General features: G+C 58.3%; 24 protein-coding genes. 15 read left to right on the top strand and 9 right to left on the bottom strand.

Features of this window, described 5'->3' with window-relative positions:
• Positions 1 to 44 precede the first annotated feature (44 nt).
• From OZ656_RS14565 to OZ656_RS14540, 6 genes are all read left to right on the top strand, one after another.
• Entirely contained in the window at positions 45 to 296 is a 252-nt protein-coding gene (locus tag OZ656_RS14565) for a hypothetical protein (RefSeq protein WP_058341393.1), read from the top strand.
• Between the two features lie 78 nt (positions 297 to 374).
• Complete coding sequence (locus tag OZ656_RS14560) at positions 375 to 656, top strand: hypothetical protein (protein WP_278350300.1); 282 nt, start codon at positions 375 to 377, stop codon at positions 654 to 656.
• Between the two features lie 229 nt (positions 657 to 885).
• Positions 886 to 2,469 (top strand): alkaline phosphatase, encoded by a 1,584-nt coding sequence (locus OZ656_RS14555; RefSeq protein ID WP_379944681.1) that lies wholly within the window; start codon positions 886 to 888, stop codon positions 2,467 to 2,469.
• 11 nt (positions 2,470 to 2,480) lie between these two features.
• Positions 2,481 to 4,199 (top strand): alkaline phosphatase, encoded by a 1,719-nt coding sequence (locus OZ656_RS14550; RefSeq protein WP_286715252.1) that lies wholly within the window; start codon positions 2,481 to 2,483, stop codon positions 4,197 to 4,199.
• Between the two features lie 241 nt (positions 4,200 to 4,440).
• Positions 4,441 to 6,081: a methyl-accepting chemotaxis protein gene (locus OZ656_RS14545; protein WP_286715255.1), complete on the top strand. Its 1,641-nt coding sequence runs from the start codon at positions 4,441 to 4,443 to the stop codon at positions 6,079 to 6,081.
• A 61-nt stretch (positions 6,082 to 6,142) separates the two neighbouring features.
• A complete protein-coding gene (locus tag OZ656_RS14540) occupies positions 6,143 to 6,511 on the top strand; it encodes a hypothetical protein (RefSeq protein WP_226595593.1) in 369 nt (122 codons plus the stop codon).
• A 15-nt stretch (positions 6,512 to 6,526) separates the two neighbouring features.
• Here OZ656_RS14540 and OZ656_RS14535 read toward each other — a convergent pair whose 3' ends face one another.
• From OZ656_RS14535 to OZ656_RS14515, 5 genes are all read right to left on the bottom strand, one after another.
• Positions 6,527 to 7,840, bottom strand: coding sequence for an MFS transporter (locus OZ656_RS14535; RefSeq protein ID WP_011786281.1), 1,314 nt, complete (start codon positions 7,838 to 7,840; stop codon positions 6,527 to 6,529).
• 80 nt (positions 7,841 to 7,920) lie between these two features.
• Positions 7,921 to 9,015 carry a DUF1513 domain-containing protein gene (locus OZ656_RS14530; protein WP_286715258.1) on the bottom strand — a complete coding sequence of 365 codons (1,095 nt, stop codon included), beginning with the start codon at positions 9,013 to 9,015 and terminating at the stop codon, positions 7,921 to 7,923.
• Positions 9,016 to 9,027: 12 nt separating this feature from the next.
• Positions 9,028 to 10,062, bottom strand: coding sequence for an imelysin family protein (locus OZ656_RS14525; RefSeq protein ID WP_286715259.1), 1,035 nt, complete (start codon positions 10,060 to 10,062; stop codon positions 9,028 to 9,030).
• 9 nt (positions 10,063 to 10,071) lie between these two features.
• Complete coding sequence (locus OZ656_RS14520) at positions 10,072 to 11,481, bottom strand: di-heme oxidoredictase family protein (RefSeq protein ID WP_286715261.1); 1,410 nt, start codon at positions 11,479 to 11,481, stop codon at positions 10,072 to 10,074.
• 137 nt (positions 11,482 to 11,618) lie between these two features.
• Entirely contained in the window at positions 11,619 to 12,914 is a 1,296-nt protein-coding gene (locus tag OZ656_RS14515; protein WP_286714704.1) for an imelysin family protein, read from the bottom strand.
• A 169-nt stretch (positions 12,915 to 13,083) separates the two neighbouring features.
• Here OZ656_RS14515 and OZ656_RS14510 point away from each other — a divergent pair, with 169 nt between their 5' ends.
• The 3 genes from OZ656_RS14510 to OZ656_RS14500 are packed head-to-tail and all read left to right on the top strand — an operon-like array spanning position 13,084 to position 15,975.
• Complete coding sequence (locus tag OZ656_RS14510) at positions 13,084 to 13,926, top strand: 23S rRNA (adenine(2030)-N(6))-methyltransferase RlmJ (RefSeq protein WP_286714703.1); 843 nt, start codon at positions 13,084 to 13,086, stop codon at positions 13,924 to 13,926.
• A gap of 16 nt (positions 13,927 to 13,942) precedes the next feature.
• Positions 13,943 to 15,154: a hypothetical protein gene (locus tag OZ656_RS14505; protein ID WP_183576545.1), complete on the top strand. Its 1,212-nt coding sequence runs from the start codon at positions 13,943 to 13,945 to the stop codon at positions 15,152 to 15,154.
• Positions 15,155 to 15,165: 11 nt separating this feature from the next.
• Positions 15,166 to 15,975: a mechanosensitive ion channel family protein gene (locus OZ656_RS14500; protein WP_011786274.1), complete on the top strand. Its 810-nt coding sequence runs from the start codon at positions 15,166 to 15,168 to the stop codon at positions 15,973 to 15,975.
• Between the two features lie 15 nt (positions 15,976 to 15,990).
• Here the strand turns inward: OZ656_RS14500 and dctP are convergent, their stop codons facing one another.
• Together dctP and OZ656_RS14490 are read right to left on the bottom strand one after the other, a co-directional pair.
• Positions 15,991 to 17,052: a TRAP transporter substrate-binding protein DctP gene (gene dctP / locus OZ656_RS14495; RefSeq protein WP_183576543.1), complete on the bottom strand. Its 1,062-nt coding sequence runs from the start codon at positions 17,050 to 17,052 to the stop codon at positions 15,991 to 15,993.
• 155 nt (positions 17,053 to 17,207) lie between these two features.
• Positions 17,208 to 17,597 (bottom strand): DUF4168 domain-containing protein, encoded by a 390-nt coding sequence (locus OZ656_RS14490; RefSeq protein ID WP_014422193.1) that lies wholly within the window; start codon positions 17,595 to 17,597, stop codon positions 17,208 to 17,210.
• A 221-nt stretch (positions 17,598 to 17,818) separates the two neighbouring features.
• Between OZ656_RS14490 and OZ656_RS14485 the strand changes: the two genes are divergently transcribed.
• From OZ656_RS14485 to OZ656_RS14470, 4 genes are read left to right on the top strand one after another with little or no spacing between them, the layout of a single operon-like run.
• The gene (locus OZ656_RS14485) at positions 17,819 to 19,291 is read left to right on the top strand and encodes an ATP-binding protein (protein ID WP_022989986.1); all 1,473 of its coding nucleotides are present in this window, start codon (positions 17,819 to 17,821) and stop codon (positions 19,289 to 19,291) included.
• Positions 19,288 to 20,673, top strand: a complete 1,386-nt coding sequence (locus OZ656_RS14480; RefSeq protein ID WP_183576541.1) for a sigma-54 dependent transcriptional regulator — start codon at positions 19,288 to 19,290, stop codon at positions 20,671 to 20,673. Before OZ656_RS14485 ends, OZ656_RS14480 begins: the two co-directional genes overlap by 4 nt.
• Complete coding sequence (locus tag OZ656_RS14475; RefSeq protein ID WP_036219955.1) at positions 20,666 to 21,571, top strand: DMT family transporter; 906 nt, start codon at positions 20,666 to 20,668, stop codon at positions 21,569 to 21,571. Before OZ656_RS14480 ends, OZ656_RS14475 begins: the two co-directional genes overlap by 8 nt.
• The gene (locus OZ656_RS14470; RefSeq protein ID WP_014422188.1) at positions 21,564 to 21,842 is read left to right on the top strand and encodes a GIY-YIG nuclease family protein; all 279 of its coding nucleotides are present in this window, start codon (positions 21,564 to 21,566) and stop codon (positions 21,840 to 21,842) included. Before OZ656_RS14475 ends, OZ656_RS14470 begins: the two co-directional genes overlap by 8 nt.
• Here the strand turns inward: OZ656_RS14470 and OZ656_RS14465 are convergent.
• Complete coding sequence (locus OZ656_RS14465; protein ID WP_023009116.1) at positions 21,820 to 22,713, bottom strand: alpha/beta hydrolase; 894 nt, start codon at positions 22,711 to 22,713, stop codon at positions 21,820 to 21,822. The two genes, OZ656_RS14470 and OZ656_RS14465, sit on opposite strands and share 23 nt — an antisense overlap.
• Before the next feature lie 70 nt (positions 22,714 to 22,783).
• Between OZ656_RS14465 and OZ656_RS14460 the strand changes: the two genes are divergently transcribed.
• A complete protein-coding gene (locus OZ656_RS14460; RefSeq protein WP_011786266.1) occupies positions 22,784 to 23,773 on the top strand; it encodes an alpha/beta hydrolase in 990 nt (329 codons plus the stop codon).
• A gap of 57 nt (positions 23,774 to 23,830) precedes the next feature.
• On the top strand, positions 23,831 to 24,487 hold the full coding sequence (locus OZ656_RS14455) for an OmpA family protein (RefSeq protein ID WP_014422186.1): 657 nt from the start codon (positions 23,831 to 23,833) through the stop codon (positions 24,485 to 24,487).
• 69 nt (positions 24,488 to 24,556) lie between these two features.
• Here OZ656_RS14455 and OZ656_RS14450 read toward each other — a convergent pair whose 3' ends face one another.
• Positions 24,557 to 24,841, bottom strand: a complete 285-nt coding sequence (locus tag OZ656_RS14450; protein WP_011786264.1) for a hypothetical protein — start codon at positions 24,839 to 24,841, stop codon at positions 24,557 to 24,559.
• Between the last annotated feature and the right edge of the window lie 9 nt (positions 24,842 to 24,850).

The following is a 24,850-nucleotide window of genomic DNA, read 5'->3' as shown; positions in this document are numbered from 1 at the left end:
TGGTCCAGACTTCTGCAAAACAAAAACAACAGGGACGATGGAACATGAGTGCTGCAACCCCCTCACCAGAGACTGTGTCTTTGCCGGTTCGGGAAATGCTTGTGGAGTATGTCCAGGGGCGACGGCTGGCCGAGATTATCTACCAGGATACCAACGGGCAGGTTTGCCTGGTTCATGAAAACATTCGGGACGTTCTGAGCCGGGCCGGCCATGATTTTCTGGTACTTGGCTCCGGCAAGGTGCTTGGTGTTGAGCATGTGATCATGATCGACGGCCAGCGGCTAACGAAAGGGTAATCGCCCGGTAATTGCCTGTGCAGGTGAACCGCTCTAGGCTGTTTGCGTCGTAAATACTTACCAACAGAGGGATATGGTATGAACAAGCTCACGTGGAGCGCACTGGCTCTACTGATGACACTCGGCCTGGCTGCCTGCAGTTCAGAAAGCGATGAAGGTGCCGATTTCGAGCAGGCCGGGGAGAACGCCGGTGAAATGATGGATGACGCCGCCGACTCCGTAGAGGAATCCTATGAAGAAGCCACAGGGCAGGACGAAAGCGCCATGGGCGAGTTACAGGAAGGCGCGGAAAACGCAGCCGAGGAGATGGGCGATGCCGCCGAAGAAGCGGGTGACAGGATGGAGGAGGCTACTCAATAACGCTCGGATTTCCGCCGGCGCGTCTCTGTCCGCGCCGGCAGGTCCTGGCCAGCGTCCCGGGGAGGAACGTATTGAAGCTGCCAGGCAACCTTCATGCCTGAGTAACACAAATGCAGGATTAACGTCATAACGAACCCCTATCTTTTTAGCGGAGTCGATCCGGAATTCTGTTCGATGAACAGGTTGTACCGGAGTGGCAGACAACAACACCGTTGAAAGGATATGCGCTATGAATCTGGAAAGAGCGTTAATTTCTGTGGCGATCGGGCTGGCATTGTCCGCCAGTGTCGTCGCAGAGATACTACCGACCTCACAAAAGGGCAATATCTGGTTTATTAACGCCGCGGCACAGCTTCAGCAGAAGCTCTCCCTGAAGTCCTCGGATAAGGCGAAAAACGTCATTCTGTTTGTGGGCGATGGCATGGGGGTGTCCACCCTTACTGCTGCGCGCATTCTGGAAGGCCAGAGGCAGGGCAGTCCGGGCGAGGAAAATCTGCTGAGCTTTGAAAGCTTTCCCTTCACGACACTCGTGAAAACCTATAACACCGATGCCCAGGTTCCGGACTCAGCGGGCACCATGACCGCCATGATGTCAGGTTTGAAAACCGATGCGGGCGTGCTGGGCGTGGACGAGGATGTCCAGCGGGGAGATTGCAGCACGGTTGCAGGCAATGAAGTAGTAACCGCTCTGGAGCTTGCGGAAATCAAGGGTTTATCCACTGGTGTGGTCTCCACCGCACGCATTACCCACGCGACACCCGCCGCTGCCTATGCCAAATCGGCAGATCGCAACTGGGAAGACATTTCGGATATGCCTGCTGAAGCGGTTCAGGCCGGTTGCAAGGACATTGCCGATCAGCTGGTCAGTTTCGAGCAACTTCTGGAACAACGTTACGCTGGCGTGGATACCGATGGGATTGACGTGGTCATGGGTGGCGGCCGTCGCCACTTCCTGCCAAATGATGCCAGGTTCAACAGCCCGGATGCGCGATCCAGTGTCGAAGGCGACCGCACCGATGGCCGCAACCTAGTCACCGAGTGGCAGGCTCAGTATCCACAAGGCGTATACGTGTATGACAAGGCCGGTTTCGACAGCGTCAACGCCGCAACCACGTCCAGGTTGTTCGGCCTGTTCAACGAGTCGCACATGCAGTACGAGGCTGACCGTGGCAACGATGTTGCCGGTGAGCCGTCACTGAGTGAGATGACTGCCAAGGCCATTGATATTCTTGATAACAATGATAAAGGCTATCTGCTGGTCGTCGAGGCTGGCCGCGTTGACCACGCCCACCATGCCGGCAATGCGGCCAGCGCTCTGGCGGATACCATTGAACTGGCCGAAGCCGTAAAAGTGGCCGCGGATCAAACCAACCCGGAGGATACCCTGATTATTGTCACCGCTGATCACAGCCATGTGTTCACGATGGCCGGTTATCCGAAGCGGGGCAACCCGATTCTGGGCAAGGTGGTTAATGTTGGCGAGACGCAGCCGGCACTGGCCGCCGATGGCATGCCCTACACCACCCTGGGATACGCCAACGGGCTCGGATTCCGCAATCTCGGCATGGAAACGGACGCAGACGCGGCCTACAGCCAGGCACCTAACGCCGGACGCCAGAATCTCACTGGCGTGGATACCACCACCACTGGTTATCACCAGGAAGCATTGGTTCCGCTTGGTAGCGAGACCCATTCCGGTGAGGATGTCAGCCTGCATGCGAAAGGCCCCGGCGCTCACCTTGCACAGGGCACCATCGAGCAAAGCACGGTTTTTCACCTGATCGATCAGGCCCTGGGCTTAATTGAAGAATAAGGAGCTAGGCAATGAACAAATACCTTTTCAGCGCACTGACGGCTTCAGTGATCGGCCTGACCGGATGCATGAATGACGACGACAAGAGCTCGGTGCAGCCAGCCGATGAGAGCGTTACCAGTCTTTCCTCGAAGCAACTCGAGACATCTCTGTCCAATTCCTGGTTCCAGCAGGGCCAGCAAGAGATCGTGGCAGCCAAAGAGACCTGGGCCACGGTTACCGGCAGTGGGGACGCTGTTGCTCAATCCGAATCTGTTCAGGAAGCCATTGCCGACGCCCGGGGTAAAGCAAAGAACGTGATCCTTTTCGTGGGTGACGGCATGGGCGTATCCACAGTCACCGCTGCCCGCATTCTGGAAGGTCAGAATCTGGGTAAGCTCGGAGAAGAACATCAACTGAGTTTCGAGCGTTTTCCTTTCGCCGGTTTAGCCAAAACCTACAATGTGGACGCACAGGTGCCCGATTCCGCAGGGACTATGACTGCCATGGTGTCTGGGGTAAAAACCAATGTGGGCGTGGTTGGCGTGGATGAAGACGTTATCCGCGGTGATTGCAGCTCGGCTGCCGGTAATGAGCTGATAACGACGTTGGAGCTGGCAGAAATTAGCGGCAAAGCCACCGGTGTGGTCACCACCGCGCGCATTACCCACGCCACACCGGCTGCTACCTATGCCAAATCGGCGGAACGCAACTGGGAAGACATTTCGGACATGCCTGCCGAAGCGGTTCAGGCCGGCTGCAAGGACATTGCCGATCAACTGGTCCGTTTCGAGCAACTTCTGGAACAGCGTTACGCCGGCGTGGATATCGATGGGATTGACGTGGTCATGGGCGGTGGCCGCCGCCACTTCCTGCCCAGGGATTCCACATTCAACAGCCCGGATGCGATGTCCAGCGTTGAGGGTGACCGTACCGATAGCCGCAACCTGATCGCCGAGTGGCAGGCTCAGTATCCCCAAGGCGTATACGTGTATGACAAGGCCGGTTTTGACAGCGTCAACCCGGCAACCACCTCCCGGCTGTTCGGCCTGTTCAACGAGTCTCACATGCAATACGAGGCGGATCGTGGCAATGATGTTGCCGGTGAGCCTTCACTGAGTGAGATGACCGCCAAGGCCATCGACATTCTCGATAATGATACCGATGGTTTCTTCCTGACCGTCGAGGCGGGCCGGATTGATCATGCCAGCCACGCGGGAAGTGCTTATGGCGCACTGACCGATACCATTGAACTGGCAAAAGCCGTTCAGGTGGCCGTGGATCAGACCAGTGCGGAGGATACGCTCATCATTGTGACCGCGGATCACAGCCACGGATTGACGATGGCGGGTTATCCCAGGCGCGGTAACCCGATTCTGGGCAAGGTCGTGGGTATTGAGGAAGATCAGCCTGCACTGGCGGCGGATGACCTGCCATACACTACGCTGGGCTACGCCAATGGCCTTGGCATGCGCGATTATGGAAGTGAGACTGATGCGGACCGTACCTATGGTGACCCTGTCAACGCCGGAAGAATGGATCTGACCAATGTGGATACCACCACACCGGGCTATCATCAGGAGGCATTGGTGCCGCTTGGTAGTGAGACTCACGCTGGAGAGGACGTAGGCATTTATGCCCGGGGCCCGGGCGCCAACCTGCTGACTGGCACCAATGAGCAGAACATGATCTATCATGTCATGGATTATGCGGCCGACATCAGCGGGGCTGCCAATCAGGAGGTTCAATAACCCCGGAAAGGTTGACGTTTTTTAGAGCATTAGATCCGCGCTGAAAACACCGTAAATCCGGCCCACCTGGTAACAGAGTGGGTCGGGTTTGCGGTTTTTTGTTTCAGAAAACCCTTTTCCTGCCGATAAGCCAGTTGAATACACTAAAGTATGAGTTATTAACTCACATCAATTCTTTAGTTTCCACGATGGCCTTAAATAACAAAATGTTGGCAGAAGCAACGATAAAGAAGAGGTTTCTATGGGGTTACTGGATCGGGCTTCAATACTATGGGGGGTGGCGGTTGCCGTTGTTCTTGCAATCATCAGTGCAGTGGTGGCGCCTTTGCTAGGTCTTGAACCAGCATCAACACTGGTTGGGCTGGTGGTTGGCCTTGTGGCCGCTGGCGGCTTTCTGATCGTCCGGGTGCTGGAGCCGACCGAACGCGGGCTCAAGGCCCTGAACGATGGCACCCTGGCAGAAGATCATCCGCTCCGGGCCCAGTGTCGGCAGTTGCTTTCCGATGCGAAAGCCGGGCGGGCTCTGGTGGAAACCCTCTCCGGAAGCGCGGACAGGAACGCTATTTCCGCCGCCCAGGTCTCCTTCGCCGCAGACCAGCTCAAGATCCGGCTGGACCGTCAGGTGGAAGAAACCGCCCAGATGGCCGATTACGCGGGCCAGATTACCGAGACCGTCCGGGAGTCCTCCGAGCAGGCGACCGATGCCGCCACCATGGCTCTCCAGAACAAGCAGGTCAGTATCGAGGGGCGCGAAGCGCTGATCTCGGCCATTGACAGTGTGCGCGCGGTACACCAGCAGTCCGGTGAGAATCTCCGGCTGATCCAGGAGCTGAACGAGAAGTCCAGCAAGATCCAGGGCGTGACCGCCACCATTCAGGGTATTGCCGAGCAAACCAATCTGCTTGCACTCAATGCGGCCATTGAGGCCGCCCGTGCGGGTGATCAGGGCCGGGGCTTTGCCGTGGTGGCGGATGAGGTTCGACAGCTGGCGGGGCGCACTGCACAAGCGACCAGCGAAGTGGCGGAAACCCTGGAAGAAATCCAGGGTGATACTTCCCTGATCGTTGCCCGAATTGAGGACCTGGCCCGCTCCGTGGAGCAGGGGCTGACATCCGTTGAAAGCGTTGGCGCGCAGCTGGATCTGATTCGCGACCAATCCGACCGGGTGCAGCAGCAGGTTGCCCGTATTGCCGAGATCGACCAGAACAACGAGCAGAGTCTGGCCCATGTGTTTTCGGCTATTGAGTCTGTCCGTGACCATATATCCGAAAGTGATACCAGTGTGGCATCGCTGGCGGACCAGGCTTCCACGTTGATGGAGCTGGCAGAGAAGGCGAATGCAGCCTTTGCGCTGAACAGTAGCGAAAGCTACCACCGGCCGTTTTATGAGAAGGCACTGGAAGGGGCGCAGCAGATTGGCCAGTTGTTTGAGGCGGCGATCCGCGATGGGCGTTTGAGTGAAACGGCGCTGTTTGACAAGAAGCGCACACCGATTGCCAACACCCAGCCCCAGCAATATTCCAGCAGCTTCGATCGGTTCACTGACCAGATGTTTCCGGCAATACAGGAACCCATCAAGAAATCTCATGAGGCCATTGTGTTCGCTATCGCCTGCACGCCGGACGGTTACGTGCCTACCCATAACAAGGATTTTGCCCACCCGCCGAGTGGTAATCCGGAAGTGGATCTGGTGAAAAGCCGCAGCAAGCGTTTGTTCAATGACCGTACTGGCATTCGCTGCGGGAGTCATACCGAGAGCATGCTGCTGCAGACCTATCGCCGGGACACCGGTGAAATCATGCACGATCTGTCGGTGCCCATCTATGTGAACGGTAAGCACTGGGGCGGTTTCCGGGTTGGGTATCGTCCGGCGGGGCATTGACCGCACTGGGCACCCGCCAAGGCTGTGATAGACTGCCGGGGACGTAACAAGGAGAACGCCTGTGTCCGAAACCGAGTACATCCCCGCAAAACCTGACGGCCAGCAATCACAGGAGCCCAGCTCTGCGAGGAATCTGGCGGTGGTGGTTTACATCCTGCAGGCGTTGTCTTTCTTCCTGGGAGGCGTGACGGCACTGGTGGGCGTGATCATCAACTACGTCAAGCTGGATGATGTCCGTGGTACCTGGATAGAGCCCCATTTCCGCTGGCAGATCCGCACCTTCTGGATTGGTTTGTTGTGGACAGTCATCGGGGTGATTACCACCATGCTGATCGTGGGCTGGTTTATTCTGCTGGGTATTGCGATCTGGGTGATCTACCGAATTGTCAAAGGCGCCCTGGCCCTGAACGATGGCAAGACCCCGATGTAACGGGGTCATGATAGCTCAGTCTTCCGTCACTTCTTCCAGCCGTAATGCGCTCAGCATGCCCGCCAGCCCCATCAGGCCCAACACCAGAATCACCGCCACGTCCGAAATCATGGAAATGGCGGCTGTGAAGCCCCCGGTTACCAGCAGCAACACACCGATAACGGTATTGCTGACCGCTGTATAGTCTGTCCGTTTGTTGCCACCGGCCATATCCACCAGATAGGTTTTGCGCCCCAGGCGCACGCCGGCATGGGCAATGCTCAGGACGAAAAAGGCGACCGGATAGAACCAGGCACCGCCAAACCCGGGGCCCAGCACCAGCGCCAGAACACCAACCACCAGGCAGACCGAGCTGGCCATGGCGGCACCCCGAATCATTACTCGGCGGCTGGAGGTGTCGGCGGCCCAACCCCAGAAGCTGGCGCTCAGGGAGCTGGCCAGACTGCTGGCGAGCAGAAAAACACCCAGCATCCAGCCGATATCGGATTCCTGTTGGGCGAGCACCACGAAATAGGGAGACGCCAGAGCCGAACACAAAAGCAGTGCACGAGTGATGACAAAATGCCTGAAGGGCGCATCGTCCCGTAGCAGCGACAGGCTTTTAAAAGCCTCGTTGATAGCGTTGCCACCGCCCCCTGTTTCCCCGGCGTACTCTTCCACATTGGCAAACAGAACCCCGGCAATCACCCACAGCGTAGCTGCCAGGAGCAGCAATGTGGTGTAGAACGCAATGCTGGGGTCGCCCCGATCCCAGAACAACAGTCCTGTGAGCACTACCGTGGCGGTGCCACCAATGGTGGTTGCCAGCCCAGACAGCCGACCCCGGCGGGTTTTTGGGATACATTTGCCCTGAACGTCTTTCATGGAGACCGAACAGAATCCCCGGGCCAGTGAAAACACAATAAGCGCCGCGACAATGCCGCCACCGGCCGCATAGCCTTCAAGAAACCACACGCTTGCCGCCATCGCAGCCACGCTGACGGCCTGCCCGAAACTGCCCAGGGTCCAGAACCATTTGCGCACCGCCTTGCGACGCACCCAGGCGGCGATCACCATTTGTGGCACCATGGAGCCGGATTCCCGGATAGGCACCAACCAGGCTACCAGAGCCGGTGCGCCAACGGCACTCATCAGCCAGGCCAGCACGGTCTTGGGGCTGATCAGCAAGTCTCCGAGTTTGGTGAGCACATTGCTGAACAGAATCAGGAAGAAGTTTCGGGGTACTTCCCGACAGGCTTCCTCCGGGATGTCTTTACAGACCCGTGCGTCCTCTTCGTTGGCAATCAGTCCGTAGAGCTGGTCGATGGTGTCGGGTTTGGTTGCTGGCAAAGGGCCGTCCTCCGGAAAAATGTTTGCCAAGCATACCAGTTAGCTCGGGTGTGCTTAAGCGGGAGGACCAGCGGTGCCGGTCAGACCAGGTGGTGGTCCCACTGTACCGGTAGCCGCGCGATGTCTTTCGCAGCTTGTCCGGCGCTCAGTTGCACCAGTCGGCCCTGTCCCGAGGACACCAGGAAATCGCCTCCTGCCAGAGTCTGAATGCCGGCGCAGTCAGTGATGCGGGCTTTGGCAACCAGCTCCCCGGTCTTGCCGCGGAAGACAATAACGGTGCCGCCCACGGGGGAAGCGGCGGCGATCAGGTCGTTTTCAGGATGGGCCACCACGCTGGCGATGTAGTTGCCGAGGGCGGCCTGGGTTTCCGGGTCAAAGCGATATTCCCGGAGTTGCCCATCTTCTATGCGCGCCAGCAGCGGAGGTCGCTCGTAGAGCGGGCCCTGGTACTGGTAGGCAACATAGATTTTGCCTTCGGTGCTGACGCTGACGTGGCGGGAGCTCTGCTGGTGGTGGGCAGGGGCAAAGCGGCCAACGATCTGGCCGGACCGGCGGTCCATCAGAATCAGGGCCGGCTGCATGGTATCCAGATTGAGTTTGATGCGGTCGTAATCAGGGTGGGTCAGAATGCCGCCCAGGCCGATGACCAGAGTGTTGCCGTCCGGATGCAGGGTAAGTTCATGGGGCCCGATGCCGGCCAGTTCAAAGGTGTCCACCCGTTTATAGTCCTGCTCGGCATCGTAGACGGCGACAATGCCTTCGCCGGGCTGGTAGCGGCTGGCCGTGGCGTAGAGCCACCGGCCATCAGGTGAGAACACGCCGTGGCCGACAAAGTGTTCGCCTTCCGGGGCCATAATGCGGTGTCTGCGTTGCCCGGTTTCTGCATCGAAAACATAGAACGACCAGCCCGGTCGGCGCTCAAAAAACAGAGTATCTTTTCGGCCGGGCCGGTTACAGCCGCTGTGGCATCGGGTGTCTACCGGCGCCTGCCACTGAACGTTGCCGGATCGATCAAAGGCACTCACGCCAAAGCGTCCATCCGGCAGGCCAACCGCGCCGGCATAGCGTTCGGGCTGTGGGCCGGTTTTGCGGGGGAGCAACGAGCAGCCGGTGAGGGTGGCGGCCATACCTCCGGCGATGGTGGCTTTGATCAGGGTTCTGCGATGGATGTGCATGGGTATACCTGTTCAGTCGCCGTCACTTGAGTTGAAGCCACGCACTACGCCAAGCGCCACGGCGGCTTCGTCATTGATCAGCGTTGAAAGCTGGGAGACATCCACAAAGAGCCCTTGCAGAATGCGGAACCGCTCATCACTCTCCATGAGCGTTGTCATGGCAGCATGGGCTTCCGGAAAGTTGTCAGCCACTTCCTCAAACTGCCTCTGAATGCGCTCTGCCAGTCTGGCCTCACCGTCGGTTTTCAGCAAAGTGATCAATCCGGGAAGGTAGAATTTCTCGAGCCCTGCCACTGTTGCTTCCACCGCCGTCAGGCTCTGGCCACTGCGCCAGGCATCGGTGATGTAAGGGTTGCGTTTGCCATTGCCCCTTAGCCCCATGGGCTGCGCCAGCCGTCGCTCTTCCAGTATTTCAAGCGCCGTCATGCCGGCTTTGATGGTGGTGTCGCGGTATGGCCCGGTGTCCAGATAGTGTTGTTTGAAACTCGCCCAGCTGTCTGCGAGCCCCCGGGCATTACGTGCCATATGCCGGGTGACCGCCGAGAGCACCTCACAGTTTTTGGCTGCGGGCAGGGCGTTTTCTCCACTGTTGAGTTGCTCATCGAATAGCAGGTATTCGGCCATGGGAAAGCCCTGAACCGCTACCCCGGATTGGTTGATCACCTCGGCGTTAACGGGGGCTTCGGTGCCAAGCAGATACCGGGCCTTGCGAGCGACCAGGTTTTTCGGGTCCGGCCAGAACTGGAACTGCCAGGACAGGTTGTTGTTCTCCACCGGGCCGAAGTCAACAAAGCGGACCCGCTGCCAGGCCAGGAAGGCATCGAGCCAGGCATCGTTCAGGGCCGGTCGGCTGTCGGACGTTGGCGTATTGCAGTAACCGACTGCCGCCGATGCCAGTTGTTCGGTTTTGGTTGCCAGCGATTCGTAGCCGTTTTGAATAGCGCCATGCCACTGTTCGCGGGCCCGGGTATCGGCGTTGGCCGCGAGTGCCGCCGTAGTGCAGACGAGCAGGGCGGAGGCGAAGAACAATCTGGTGATCGGTTGCATAGTAGATCCTCAGAGTGAATTCAGAAAATCGATCAGGGCGCTGCGCTCCGGCTCGGCCATCTGACGATAGCGGTCAGCTGCCGGCTGGGCTTCGCCACCGTGCCAGAGAATGGCTTCTTCCAGCGTGCGGGCGCGGCCGTCATGCAGAAAACCGGACTGGGGGTTAACCACCTGGGCCAGGCCGATGCCCCAAAGCGGTGGCGTGCGCCACTCGTTGCCGTCAGCGAGGAACTCGTCCCGGCCGTCTGCCAGGGCCGGGCCCATGTCGTGCAGTAACAGGTCGGTGTAGGGCCAGATGGTCTGGTTGCTCAGATCCGGGCGGTCGGCCACTTCTCCGGTCTGGTGTTTCGGGGTGTGGCAACCGGCACAGCCGGTTTCATTGAATAGCCTGGCGCCTTTCTGCACGGATTCAGCGACCAGATCCCGACGGGCAGGGACCGCCAGACTCTTGGCGTAGAAGGTGACAAAGTTGGCGACCTTGTCGCTCACTTCGGGCTCACCACCGTGAGTAAACCGTTCGCACTGTTGTTCCGGGGTGCAGTCGGTGGTGGGTTTGATGGACGATGTCAGGCCCATATCGCCGGCGAAGGCGCCCATGCTTTGCTGGTGCACATCCGGTTCCGCGGCTTTCCAGCCAAACCGGCCCGGCAGCGTTTGCTGGCTGGCGACATCCCACACCTGATTAAGCTTGCCGGAAATCCCGTTGTTGTCGGTATCTTCCGGATCGGCCAATGCCTCAAGATCGGCAATAGGGATGGCTTCCAGCAGTCCCATGCCGATCATTTGTGGTGCCACCCGGGGAGAGACCAGCAAATTCGATGGCATAGGGCCATAGTTGGGATTTTCGATGCGATATTCCGGTTTGCGCAGTTCAACCACCGTTCCATCCCCAAGTGTTTCCTGAACGGGCTCCCAGTCAATCACCAGATCCGCTTCCGGTTTTGCGGCCGGCAGGGCCGCAGTCTGCAACTGACTACCGTAGACCGGTGCGGGTTTGAAACCGTGCTTGCGCAGGAGCTCTGCATCCTTGACTGGATCGGCGGGTACCGCCAGGCGCAGGAACAGGGAGACCGGGGGTTCATCAACGCCGGGCGGGTGTCCGCGGCCATCCTTGATGTGACAACCCTGGCACGAGTTGGTGTTGAACAGGGGGCCCAGGCCGTCCCGGGCATCGGTGCTGGCCGGTGCTTCCACCCAGGGATTGCGGAAGAAACTGTTGCCAACGCTGAAATCCAGGCGTTTGGTCATGGACAGGTTGCCCTGGGGCAGGGAGTAGGCGTTGGTGTCGGCCTGATTGACCGTGCCTTCACCGCCTGTGGCCGGTGTAGTTTGTATCGGGTAACCAGCGTGAGTCTCTGCAATCAGGGGTTGAGTGCTGAAGGCCAGCGGCAGCAGACAGGAGATGAGTGCTCGTTTCATAACTACTCGCGTTTCAGAATGGAAGAAGCCATGGAAAATCAACCTTCGGGTAAAGGAGGGCTTTCCATGGCTTATTCTTGTTAGCAGGATACCGGGAGTTTCTCTCTCCCGGTATCCGTTTACTGCAACCGGATCAATCAGAATGAATGGCCGGCATCGTCCGGTGACAGGGCTTGAATGCCCAGTTGCCGTGCGGCCTGCTCGATAGAGCCGGTCTGCTCAACCAGCGCCATGATAGCACCGTTGACAATGCGGGTGCCTTCCGCGTTACCCGGGGCGATCATGGTGTCAAAGGCCATCGGGTTCTGGCTGCTTTCGGCGCGGGCTTTCATCAGCGCCAGGGCTTCCATTGATGCATCCAACTGACGGTTAAGGCGAGCGTCCAGTTCCGGGTTGGTTTGCTCAACCAGGTCAGACAGGGAAGGGCCGGAAACCACAGAGCCATCTACGCGGCGATAGGTGCCGGTGTACACGTTCTGGATGCCCTGGCCGTTGTAGTAGTGCGAGTTGTGGGTGTTATCGCTGAAGCAGTCGTGTTCGTCTTCATAGGAGTTGGCTTCCAAGGCAACTTTCATGCGCTCACCGGCCAGCTCGCCGAGGGACAGGGAACCCATACCGAACAGCATTTTCTGGATGCCCTCGTCGGCGTTTGCGGACGTCAGCTGGGAACGGTAGTTGTCTGAGGTGCCCGGGGCCCACTGGGCAACCATCCACTCCAGATCATCGACCAGCAGATCAGTCACGGCATCCAGGTACTGGGCACGGCGCTCACAGTTGCCGTTGGTGCAGTCGTTGCCTTTGGCGTAGTCAGTAACCGGGCGCTCGCCTGCGCCACCTTCAAAACCGTGCAGATCCTGGCCCCATAGCAGGAATTCGACCGCATGGTATCCGGTGGCTACGTTGGCTTCGGAACCGCCCACTTCGTTCAGGTCAGCCAGCAGTTCGGGGGTGAGTGTTGCCACATCCAGAGTTTCCCCGCCGACGTTAATGCTGTTGCTGGCGACGATGTTGGCGGTTGCACCGGCATTGCCGAGTTCGTGCTGGTAGTCGTCGGCTTTGACGTAGTCGATCAGGCCTTCGTCCAGTGGCCAGGCGTTCAATTGGCCTTCCCAGTCATCCACGATGGCATTGCCGAAGCGGAAAACTTCTGACTGCTGGTAAGGAACCCGTGAGGCCAGCCAGGCTTCTTTTGCCGCTTTGAGGTTGGCTTCGGTGGGGTTGGCAATCAGGCGGTCAGTAGCCTCGTCCAGCGCACGCGCAGTAATCAGGGCATCCTCGTAGGTGGCATGGGCCAGATCGGTGTAATGGGTTACCACCGATGCTTTGGTGGCCGGCGCACTGTGCTCGGCGGACCAGGGCGCGTTTGCGCAGCCCGCGGTAAGGGCTGTGGCAATGGTCAGTGCCAATGGGGCTGGGCGAAACAGGTTTTTCATTTCAAACTCCATGTTGATGAGGTCTTTTTGTAAATAAGAAATATTAGCGTTCAGATTATGGGTTTGGAAACCCTACATAGCAAGGGGTTTTTGATATAGGTGATTGTCGGGCCGCTTGCGTGGCCAGGGTGACTGCGGCTTAATGGGCTCCTGATTCCGGGAGCCCGTTATGCTGAGTTACCTTCACGCCTTTCACGCCGGCAACTTTGCCGATGTTCAGAAGCATGCTGCACTGTCACTGGTGCTGGCCATGATGCAATCCAAGAAATCTGCCATAGCCTGTTTTGACACCCACGCGGGCAGCGCCCGTTACGATTTGGGCAGCGAGCGGGCAAGAAAAACCGGCGAAGCTGATACTGGTGTTCAGGCCTTGTGGCGGATCCGGGAGCAACTGGCCACCGGCGACTGGCAGCCGGTTCTGGAGGTATTGGCGCGGTACAACCCAGGCAATGGGCCGCTACGGACGTATCCGGGCTCGCCGGCATGGTTTGCGGAATTTTGCCGTCCGGGTGATTCCGTCACCGCTTTCGAGCTGCACCCTTCGGAAGAGCGTCAGCTGGCTCAGTGGGCTGATGAAGTGGGGGTGAAGGTGCGCCATGAGGATGGCCTGAAAGGGCTCCTGAAATGCTTGCCGCCGGCACAGCCACGACTGTTGGCGCTGATTGATCCTTCTTACGAAATCAAAACCGATTATGAGACCGTAGCCCGGACATTGATGGACGCGTGGAAAAAATGCCGCCATGGCGTCTATCTTATCTGGTATCCCCTGTTAACCAGTGGCCTGGAACAAAAGCTGATGGATTCGCTGAGGGCGTCCGGTTCGGTGCGCAAGATTCTTCAGTGCGAGGTTATGCTGGATCAGCCGCCCGAACGGGGCATGGTGGGTTCCGGCATGCTGATTGTGAACCCGCCCTGGGGGTTCGATGAACGTTTTGCGGCCATGATGTCGGATCTGACCGGCCCCGATCGGCTCGGTCTGTCGCCTTCCATGGATTGGCTGGTGCCTGAATAGGCCCGGAGTATCGCCTTTGACTGACAACAACCAAGCTGATCACCCATGCCTGCCTGGCGGGCTGATTCCTCTGGAGCAATGGCGGGTTCCGGAGACCTCCGTCCGCAGAACCATTCGCAGTGGTCTCCGGGATATTCTGGATCAGTTAAAAGCGGGCATTCATCCTGACGAACAGGCGTTCAGAAGTCTGGATGATTTGCCTACCCTGTCGGAACGCCAGATTCAGGACTATGCCCCGGTACCGGATCGTGAAGAACTTGCCCGGGCTTTATTGAACGAGCTGGAACAGTTGCGCCGGTCAGGCGGGCAGTCACGCAAGGCCAGTTTTCTGGTGGCACCACCATTCTCAGGTATTGCCGAAGCTTTGGGGGCCTCGGGGCGGCGGGTGATCGCCCCGCCGGACAATCTGTTAATGCCTGAAAGAGACATTACCGGCTGGTGGGATCACCAGCTTCAGGACGATGACTGGGTAATACCGGAACTGGCAGATTTCTGGCTGCGACACCGGTCCGGTCTTGGCTTGTTGCGTGAATTATTCGCGCGCCTGGCGCGGGATAAAGTGGGTGAGGGCATCATTGGCTGTTCCAGCTGGTGTTGGCAGTTCTGGGCTCAGTACCTGCCAGAGCTCCACCTGGCCCCATTGACCCCCAGCCCTTTGTCGGGGGATCGTCTTACCAACTGGCTTGGACATCTGGCGGGGGAGCGCTCGCAAGGACCACTGACGGCGAGAATGACCCAGGATGGCCTGTATGTACTGCCGGCGCCAACCGGGGACGACGAGCGAAAATACAGCCTGTTTACCCGGGATTTGGCCACTTTGGCTCGGGGAAATCCGGGGGTTGCCCTGGCTATCTGGCGCCGAACTCTTCGGGCACGGCCCGAGGATGAGGCGCAGCAGCAAGGGGAAGGGGATGCACATCAAGAGGGCCGCCAGTGCTGGGTGGCGCCACTGGATCAGCTGAGTTTGCCTGCCGTGCCCCAGAGTTCAGCCCGGCGGTCCGGCTACCTGCTGCATGCGTTGTTGATGCATGGCGGCCTGAGCCTGGGGCAGCTGGAGCTGACGTCGGGGTTGCCTGGCGAGGAATTGCGGATAGCGCTGTCCCGGCTGGAACGAGCCGATGTAGTGACCGGGGATGAGCAGGAAGGCATCTTTCGGGTGCAGGCATTGGCGTATCCGGCTGTGCGGCGGTATCTGCAATCCAAAGGGTATCCGGTGGACAGCTTCTAGGAGAAACGGTTATGGGCGATTTCGGTATCAAGGACGCACTGTCTTCAATTACCTCCGAGGCTTTGCTGGAAGCCCTGGCGGTCATCGTTGCGGCTTCGTTGCTGATCCTGATGGTTCAGAAAGCAGTTCCGGTACTGGCTGCGAAACTATCGGGAAAACCGAGGCTGTACCTTCTCGCATCCGTTCCTCTTTTCCGGCTTCTGGTCATTGTTCTGACGATCATTGTGGTGGTGCCCATTCTGGTGGAACCCTCATTCGAGAACATGATTGCCATCTTCGGTGCCCTGGGTCTTGCCTTGGGTTTTGCGTTCAAGGACTACGCCAACAGCCTCATTGCAGGTATCGTTACGCTCTATGAAATGCCTTACCGACCGGGTGACTGGATCGAAGTGAACGGTCGCTATGGTGAGGTGCGGAGTATCGGTACCCGGGCCGCAGAAATCGTGACGCTGGATGATACCGTGATTGTGATTCCCCACAGCCTGCTGTGGAATACACTGCTGGCCAATGGCAATGACGGCACGGATAACCTGATGTGCGTGGCCGAGGTTTTTCTGGACCCGAACCACGATGTCGGCCGGATGCTGGGCCTGTTCCGGGATGCGATCTTTGCCTGCCCGCTCACCAAAACCTACCAGCCGGTGCTGGTCACGGTTGCCGCACGGGAAGCCGGTATGTGCTATCGGTTGAAAGCCTACCCGCTGGAGCCCAGAGAGCAGGCGCGTTTCATTTCAGACCTGACCGCAAGGGCCGCGGAGATCTGTGGTGACGAGGGTGTCCCGATGGTCTCCTACCCTTATCTGCAGGCTCAGAAAGCCTGATCCGGGCAGGGCTGATCAGTCACCCGCAATCGACGTTGCCCGCTGAATCAGCGCCTGGCCTTTCTCTCCGGTCAGTTCGATAAAGCGTTGCCGGGCGGGCAGGCTCGCATCGCGGAAGGCCGCCCTTTCAGCTTCCGTCAGCCGTACGACCCGGATACCGCCCTGTTCCAGTATGGTCTCCAGCCGCTCCTTGTTCAGGTCCTCCTGGAGAGTCCAGGCTTCCTCGGATAGCTGTGCAATGGTTTCCTCCAGCCATTTCCGTTCCTGCGAGGGGAGTCCTGCGAACCAGTCCTCATTGGCCACAACAGATGCGATAAACCGTGAGGCCCTGGCCATGGTCATGACGTTCTGGACTTCATGGAACCCCATTTCCTCAATAGCAAACACCGGGTTGCTCTGGCCGTCGATGTTGCCGAGCTGGAGATCGCTGTATACCTGGGCGAAAGGCGTCTGTACGGGGTCAGCACCATAGCTTCGGAAAGCCTCTGCTGCGGTTTCCGAGGTCATGGTGCGAAATCTTAACCCCTGGAAATCGGCGGGGGTTCTCAGGGGGTTGTTGGCCGTCCAGGTCATCCAGCCTTCCGGCACGAACCCCAGCAGTTGCAGGCCAGCGTTGTGGTAGGCCGGTTCAAATGCGGAAATAAACGCGGGCGCCTCCAGAAGGCGACGGGCCGGTTCCTGTTCTTCCGGAAGCAGGAAGTGAAGATTAAAAAGGCCGGTTTCCGGAACGGTATCGGCCAGGTGGCCGGGCGAGGCAAAGGCCAGGTTGACTGAGCCGTTGCGAGTCAGTTCTGTCAGTTGGGCCGAGGTGCCCAAAGAGCCATAAGGAAAGACATCGACCTCAATCCTTCCACCAGACAGCGCTTCGACCTGTTCCCTGAACTGCTGTGCGTAAAGATGCTGAACACTGCCTTCAATCTCTTCCAGGGCAAAGCGCCAGGTGACCGGATACTCTGGTTTGCCGTCCGCCGAACTCTGCGCGGCTGACGAGGAGCCATTGTCGGAGCAGCCGGTCAGCAGCATCACTGCCGCAGTGGCAACGAGGCTGAAGCTGAGAAGCGGGTGGCGTTTGGTCATTGTATTCAGGGCTCCAGAATCCGGCGCATTTGAGTCTAGAGGGAAAAGGTAACACAACAGACCGAGGAGAAAAGGCCGATGTGTAAACGCCAGACGAACAGCCACAAAAAAGCCCCGCCGAAGCGGGGCCAGACGACGAACCGGATGCAGGAAATTTACATCAGAGCGTCAACGCGGTTGCGTACCTTCGGCTCACTGCTGTAAGCGGTGGCAATGGCGTTATAGGTGGGGATATCGATACCCACGTCTTCGATCACCGAGACCATTTCATCATTGGCTTCCATCTGCAGTTCCTGGGCCTTCTGCTGAGACTCGGCTGATTCGATCTTCTCGATGTATTCCTCTCGCACTTCCATAACACCGGATTGTGCCTCAATGAATTGTTTCAGCTCAGCATCGCTGTAATTGGTGCTTTGGCTGCCTGCGGCGGCGGGGTTGCTGTAACCGGAGCCCTGTTCGGCCGGGGCCGGGTTCTGTTGTGCTATCACCGGTGCGGTTGCCAGCAGTGCCAGAGATGCGGTGATGGATACAAGCAGTTTGTTCATAGCTTTACTCCTGGTTTTAATGAGGCCGGCTCGGTCGTCCAGCCACAAACTTGTGAATGTCGATGTGACAATAGCGATTCCCGTGCCAGGTTTTAATTTCTCTATAAAGGCAATAAAAACAGTAGTTTATGGATGCTCTATGGTTAAAGCTCAGTAATCTGTCTTGTGGCAAAATGCCACATGTGGCAGAAAGGCTGTGACATTTCTGCAGAGTGGTGTTTATGGCGTTGATGGGAAAACGGGTGGGAGCACTGTTCCGGTCGCTGCAATTAACGTTGGTGCTCAGTATTGTAGTGCCGCTGCTGCTGTTCAGTGGCATTGCTATCTACATTGGCATGGGGGCGGTAGAGCGCGCTCTGAACGATCGCCTTCGTGAAGACCTGGAACTGGTGGCGCGAGCGGTCAGCGGGCCGGTGAGTAAGGCGCTGGCCGAAAGCGATGAACTGGTCCTGGGCGAATCCCTGAAATCCATCTTCCAGATCGGGCGCATTTCCGGGGCCTCGGTGTTTGACGCAGAGGGTGATCGGGTGGCCAGTCTCGGTGTTGCTGACTCCGATGTCACCAACAGCGCCAGCGCCGAAAAGGCAATCGCCAGTGGTGAGCTCGGGGGCGCGTTTCGTTGGGTGGATGGCGAGTCGGTGTTTTCCCAGTTCACGCCGCTGGTTGCGGAAGACGGGCGGATTCAGGGTTTGTTGCAGGTAACGCGGCAACGCAGTGATTTCCATGACCTGGTGGCCACCAGCCGTTGGTGGGCAGTGGTGATCTGGTCGATGATTGCGGCCACCATCATCCTCGTTGTCGTTCTGGGGCATTACCGCACCGTGGGGCGACATGTGAACCGTTTGCTGGAGAGCATGGCTTCTCTGCAACCGGGCGCCTGGCGGTTGGAGACTCCGGAGGCAGGGCCACAGGAGCTGCGCCAGATCCAGCAGGGCATTCGTGCTCTGGGCGAACGAATGGCCGAGGCCGAGGCCGAAATCGAAGACAGGATTGCCCGGGAACGGGCGCTGGCAGAACAGCTGGAATACCAGGAGAAAGTGGCGATGATTGGCCGGGTCGCAGGCGGGGTAGCTCACGAACTGGGGGCGCCTCTGAACGTTATTCAGGGCCGGGCCCGCATTCTGGCCAGGGCCGGGCTGGAGCAGGAGCAGCAACGGCATCTGGATGATATCGAACATCAGGTGGACCGGATGACCATGATTATCCAGCAACTGCTGGACTGTTTCCGGCATGTGCCCGAGTCCCGGCGACCCGTAAACCTGGCAGACATTCTCGAGGACGTCGTTACCCGCGCCCGTGAAGACAGGCGCTGCCAGGCGGTTTCGCTGCAAGCCGACGCTTTTGACAGGCCGATGCCGACACGGGCAGAGCCGCTCCGGGTTGGCCTGGCGTGTCTGAATGTGGTGAGAAATGCCTGTCAGGCTGGCCGGAAACAGGTCGCGCTCTCTGTCGGCGAGACCGGGGAGTTTTGGGTGTTCCGGGTCGAGGACGATGGCCCTGGTATACCGGCGGAGCATCACGCCAGGGTTTTCGAGCCGTTCTTCAGCACCCGCCCGGCCGGCGAAGGCACAGGGTTAGGGCTGGCAGTGGTTCAGAGTGTCATGAAAGAACATGGGGGATCCGTTGAGGTGATTGATAGCGAGTTGGGTGGTTGTGGTATGGCGCTGTATTTTCCGAAAGAGGTGGGCCAATGAGCAGCCGGCCTGTCACCATCTTGCTGGTAGAAGATGACGCCAGCCTTGGCCAGCTGCTGATGGAGGAGTTGGAAGTGGATGGTTACCGCGTACGCAGGGTCAGTATGGTGGCCGAGGCGCGGACTGCTCTGACAGACGAACGCCCGGGCCTGATCGTGTCGGATCTGCGCTTGCCCGATGGTGACGGTCTGGAGATTCTGTCGCTTCAGCAGGCCGAGCATCCAGGTATTCCCTTTATCGTGATTACCGCGTTTGGGACGGTGGACCAGGCGGTCGATGCTTTGAAGGCCGGCGCTGATGATTTTCTGACCAAGCCGCTCTCAACGGATCATCTCCGGTTAAAGATCAAACGGTTGCTGGCCCAGGCAGATCTGAACCGGCAGCTGGCGGAATATCAGTCCGGGCGCGGCGGCGATGAAAACATGGGCTTGATCGGCGGCAGTGCGATGATGGATCGCCTAAGGTCAGACATTCGCCAGGTTGCCCGCAGTCAGGCCGCGGTTCTGATTAATGGCGAAAGTGGAACCGGGAAAGAACTGGTTGCGAGGGCAATCCACCAGCAAAGTGAGCGCTCAGCACGGCCGTTCCTTGCGGTGAATTGTGCCGGTATACCGCCAGACTTGATGGAAAGTGAATTCTTCGGTCACGAGGCTGGTGCTTTTACCGGTGCACGGCAGGCCCGTAGGGGGCTGTTTGCAGAGGCGAACGGTGGCACCTTGCTGCTGGACGAGATTGGTGAAATGCCATTGGCGCTGCAAGCCAAACTGCTTCGGGTGTTGCAGGAGGGCTGCATCAAACCAGTGGGGGCTGACCATGAGGAAATGGTGGATGTTCGCATTCTGGCGGCAACGCATGTGGATTTGCTTCGGGCTGTTGAGCAGGGCCATTTCCGCGAAGACCTGTATTATCGTCTCGAAACCCTGTCGTTAACGGTGCCTCCCCTGAGGGAGCGGGATGAGGATGTTGAATTGCTGGCCATGCATTTTCTGGGTGAGGCAGCACGTCGTCACAGCCGGGGGTTCCTGAAGTTCAGTGACGTCACGTTAAGGATACTCCGCGATTATCCGTTCCCGGGCAATGTGCGTGAGCTGTCCAGTGCGATTGAGCGGGCGGTCACTTTTTGTGAAAGCGATACCATACAGCCCGAGCATTTGCCCGAACGCATCCGGAAGCGCCAGGGCGGGATTGTTCAGGCTGCCGTTGCCGCTTCGCCCGGGAAACTTTCCGAATGGCCCACCCTGGAGATGCTCCAGCAGGATTACGTGCGCCGGGTCATGGCTGCCGTTGATGGTAATAAACGCCGGGCGGCCCAGATACTCGGCATTAATCGCAGAACACTGTATCGCTGGCTGGAGTCGGATTTGGAGCATGGGCATGACTGATCAGAAACAGGCCATGATGTACGGCCTTGCCACGGTGCTGCTGTGGTCGACCGTTGCTACCGCCTTCAAATTGTCACTGGCGGATCTTGCGCCGGTTCAGATGCTGCTGGTGGCCTGTACCGCATCCATCGTCGTGATGGCGGCTATCCTCATGCTACAGGGGCGCTGGGGACTGGTGTTCCGTTTGCGGCGTGGCCAATACCTGCAGTCCATGCTGATGGGGCTGATCAATCCCTGTCTGTATTACTTTCTGCTGTTTGGCGCGTTCGACCGTCTGCCCGCCCAGGAGGCCCAGCCTCTGAACTACACCTGGGCACTGGTGCTGGCCTATCTGTCGGTGCCGTTTCTGGGGCAGAAACTGCGCAGGATCGATATTCTGGCGGGGTTGGTGTGTTACGCCGGAGTGGTAGTGATCGCCACCCGCGGTGCGGTAACCTCGCTCTCATTCTCGGACCCGCTCGGTGTCTCGCTGGCGTTGGGCAGCACGCTGGTTTGGGCGTCTTACTGGATTATTGCCACCCGGGATACCCGGGACCCGGTGGTTGGCCTGTTTCTGAATTTTCTATTTGGACTGCCGGTCATTGTGCTGGTGTGCTGGCAGACGGCGGGGTTGGTCATGCCGGTCGGGAGTTCGATGGCCGCTGCGGTTTACGTCGGCGTTTTTGAAATGGGCATAGCCTTTGTGCTGTGGTCCCAGGCCATGAAAAAAGCAGAAAACACCTCGAAAGTGAGCAATCTGATTTTTATCTCGCCTTTTCTGTCCCTGGTGTTTATCTACTTCATTCTGGGCGAAGTTATTCTCACCTCGACCTACGTCGGGCTGGTGCTGATCATTGCGGGATTATGGCTGCAGCAGAAGAAAGTCCGTGACCGGGAGCAGGCGTTGAACCATGGCTGAGAACTGGTATCTGTACCTTGTTCGCACCGCATCGGGTAGCCTCTACACCGGAATTGCCACAGATGTGGAGCGGCGGTTTGCCGAGCATCAGGCGGGGGCACCTAAAGGTGCCCGGAGCCTGAGAGGTAAAGGGCCGTTAACCCTGGAGTTCCATGTACCTGCCGGCGACAGGAGCCGCGCCTCCCGACTGGAATGGCAGGTCAAGCGCTGGCCCAAGGTTCGAAAGGAAGCTTTGATCCGGGGTGTCGTCAGGCTTGAAGATGATGCCTGATGTGACGCCCGGCAACGGCCAGAGCGTCTCTGGCCCGGTCAAGCTGCGCGGCGTGCACCTGGAATACATGCCAGAGATTGTTGTAGATCTCCAGCGTGGTTTCCACGTGTTCCTGTTTGGCCGCCTCCGCCAATCGACGGGCGTCGTTGAGCAGAACTTCCTGGCTTCCGACCTGAATCAGCAGGGGAGGCAGGCCACTCAGGTCACCGTAGACAGGCGACACCAGCGGGTGCGTCAAAGGCACGCCGTTGGCATACATTTTCGCGGCTTTGAAGGTCCAGGCAGCGTGCAGGACCGGTTCACATTCCGGAGTGTAAAGATCCTTTTCTGACAGATCTGTCCAGGGCGAGAAGCAGGTGACGGATGAGGGTAGTGGATGACCGTGGTCGCGCAATCGCATGGCCAGTACCACCGACAGACCGCCGCCGGCGGAATCTCCGGCCAGGGCAATGGAGCCGGGGCTTACCCCCTGGTTGATCAAGGCCAGATATACGGCTTCGGCATCGTCCGGCGCGGCTGGAAACGGATGCTCCGGCGCCAGCCGGTAATCCGGGATCAGTACGTCGCAGCCAGAGAATTTGGCCAGATGGCCGGCAATGCCCCGGTGGGTATCGGCAGAGCCCATAACATAGCCTCCGCCGTGAAAATACAGTACGGTGCCGCCAGAACGGTCTTCCGGGGAGGCGCGCAGCACCGGTACATCGCCCAGGTCTTCCCACGCGAAACTGACGTCTTTAGGCGGGTAGGATGTTCGATAAGCTTCCCGGGTGTATCGGCGCTGCACCGATAACGGAAACGCCCGGGACAGGACGGGCTTCACAAAACGGTGCATGGTCCCTCTCAACCCGGCCTCAAGAAGCGGCTGGAACATCTGTGTTCTCCCTTGTGAATGCGTTAGGATGACTGGCATTTATGGATTCATGACAGGCGTTTAACTCTACGTGTACTGGAAAACAGATACCATAGAAATACCGAATTGGGACAGACATTCCCTGCTGGACCGTCTGGAACCGTTTGATCCGTCCGCCAGCCGGGAACTGAGTTCCGAGATGGAGGCGTATTGCCGGTTCTATGGCCTTGATCTTTGGGTTGAGCATCCGGATGTGGTCTACCATCAGGGGTACATCTGTGCCGAGCGGCATGAAGTGATGGTGCATTACTTCCGGCTGCCGGAGAGCGCCAGCCCGAAAGGCACGGTGTTCATTCTGCATGGTTATTTTGATCATGTGGGTCTGTATACCCAGTTGATTGACCGCTGTCTTGGTGCAGGCTTCGATGTTCTGGCCTACGATCAGCCCGGGCACGGATTGTCGAGTGGCACGCCGGCCGCCATTGGCAGTTTCCTGGAGTACCAGGCCGTACTGTCGGAAGTAATGGCGAAGGTCAGGGACAAGATTCGGGGGCCCTGGTACGCAGTGGGGCAGAGTACGGGTGGCGCAATATTGATTGACTACCTGCTGTCGAACCACCACAACCGGGAGTCCTCGGCGTTCCGCAAAGTGGTGTTGCTGGCGCCACTGGTAAGGCCTATGGGCTGGCTGGGGGCAAAGATTCTCCACAGTCTGGTCAAACCGTTCCTGACTCGCTGGAAACGGGTATTCGGCCCGAACAGTGGCGATACCCGCTTTCTTCGGTTCCTGCGGGAACACGACCCGTTGCAGGCAAGAGCGGTTCATGTCGATTGGGTGACTGCATTGCGACAATGGGTGCCGCACATTGAGTCGGCGAGGCCGGTGGATTTTCCGGTCACCGTGGTGCAGGGTGAGAAGGATCTGACGGTAGACTGGCAGCACAATCTGAGGATTATCCGGAATAAATTCTCCTCAGTGAAGGAACGAAGAATACCGGACGGTCGTCATCATCTTGTGAACGAAGCGCAGGATTTGCAGGCGACGGTATTCAATACCATTATCGATACATTCTCGGAGTAAGCAGTGGCTGTAGTGCCAAAAGCTCCGGACCAACGATTACAGAAGCGGGAGAAGACAGTGAAAAAGACAATTCTTGCCTTTGCGGTAGCAACTGTTGGCCTGAGTGGCTGTATGACCTATGACCCGTATACCGGGGAAGAGAAAACTTCGAACGCCACCAAGGGCAGTATTATTGGCGCGATCGGTGGTGCTGCTATTGGCGCAGCAACCTCCAGCAGCAGTGATCGTGGCAAAGGCGCACTGATTGGTGCCGCTGGCGGTGCGGCCGTGGGTGGCGGTATCGGCTACTACATGGATCGCCAGGAAGCCCAGCTGCGCCAGAAGCTGGAAGGTACCGGTGTTCGCGTCGTCCGTAATGGTGACCAGATCGACCTGATCATGCCGGGTAACATCACCTTTGATACGGATCAGTCCACCATCCGTTCCGGTTTTACCGGCACTCTTGAGTCTGTGGCTCTGGTTCTGAAAGAGTTCGACAAAACCATCATCCAGATTGAAGGCCATACTGACAGCACCGGTTCAGACAGCTACAACCAGCTGTTGAGTGAGCGTCGCGCGTCTTCCGTCCGTGATTTCCTGCTGAATCAGGGTATTGAGCCCCGTCGTACCCGGGCAACTGGTTATGGAGAGCGCTACCCGATTGCCTCCAACGATACGGCGGCTGGTCGTGAGCAGAATCGTCGTGTTGAGCTGACGCTGGTGCCGATGCAGTAATATCCTGCTCAGCATTCAACAAAAAAGCCCCGGTTTATGCCGGGGCTTTTTGCGTTATGGCAGGAGCAATCAGTTGGTATTGCTCGGCAGCCATTCGTCGATTCGCTTCTTCAGATCCTCCAGCTGATCTTCGCCGGAGTCCTTGAGTTCGCCCAGTTTGCTTCGGGCAGTCTCGATGTGGTCTTCAACGGCCTGAATGCGCTCTGAAAACTCTCTCTGAATTTCGGCTTCCGCTTGGTCATCCTTTGCCTTGGCCATCTTTTCGTCGGCTTCGGCACGCAGGCTGTCGATCTGTTTGCTCCAGTACTCGGTCTGGGTTTCCAGTTTCTTCTGCAGAGATTCCTTCAAGGACATAATTACCTC

Origin of the sequence: Marinobacter sp. LM1 (assembly GCF_042763285.1) — a bacterium.
Classification (GTDB): Bacteria; Pseudomonadota; Gammaproteobacteria; order Pseudomonadales; family Oleiphilaceae; genus Marinobacter; species Marinobacter nauticus.
Note: the sequence above shows the minus strand (reverse complement) of the source record. Positions and strands in the feature narration are given on the sequence as shown.